The organism is Mesorhizobium sp. M1D.F.Ca.ET.231.01.1.1 (assembly GCF_003999155.2).
GTDB lineage: Bacteria > Pseudomonadota > Alphaproteobacteria > Rhizobiales > Rhizobiaceae > Mesorhizobium.
This window is the reverse complement of the sequence record NZ_RZOZ02000054.1, coordinates 1-458: the sequence shown is the minus strand read 5'-3', so window position 1 is coordinate 458 and position 458 is coordinate 1. Positions and strand designations below refer to the sequence as shown.

Annotated in this window: 1 protein-coding gene; it reads left to right on the top strand. The window is 60.7% G+C overall.

Annotated features, from left to right (window positions below):
• On the top strand, positions 1–375 hold a 375-nt coding region (locus tag EN874_RS32220), incomplete at its 5' end, for a gluconate 2-dehydrogenase subunit 3 family protein (RefSeq protein ID WP_135884713.1).
• Positions 376–458 lie beyond the last annotated feature (83 nt).

Below are 458 nucleotides of genomic sequence, written 5' to 3'. Positions count from 1 at the left end.
AATCCCGCCCAGCGTTACCGCATCGGCCTTGCCGCCATCGACGCTTTCCTGAAACAGCGCGACGGCAAGACATTCGCCGAGCTCCAGCCGGCGGACCAGGATGCATTCCTGACCGCCATGGAAGCTGGAAAGGTTGACTTGCCAAACGGCGTCAAGGGTCCTGGTTTCTTCGGGCTTCTGCTGCAGAACACGATGGAAGGGTTCTTTGCCGATCCGGTCTATGGCGGCAACAAGGACATGGTCTCGTGGCGCATGCTTGGTTTCCCCGGCGCTCGCTATGACTACCGGGACCACGTCAGCAAGCACAATCAGCCCTATCCGCGGCCGCCCGTCTCCATCGAAGGCAGCCCGGAATGGCTCGTGAAAAGGAGCTGACCATGACGACGATACTGCCTCGCAAGGATGTCGTGATCGTCGGCCTCGGCTGGACAGGGTCCATCCTTGCGCATGAACTCACC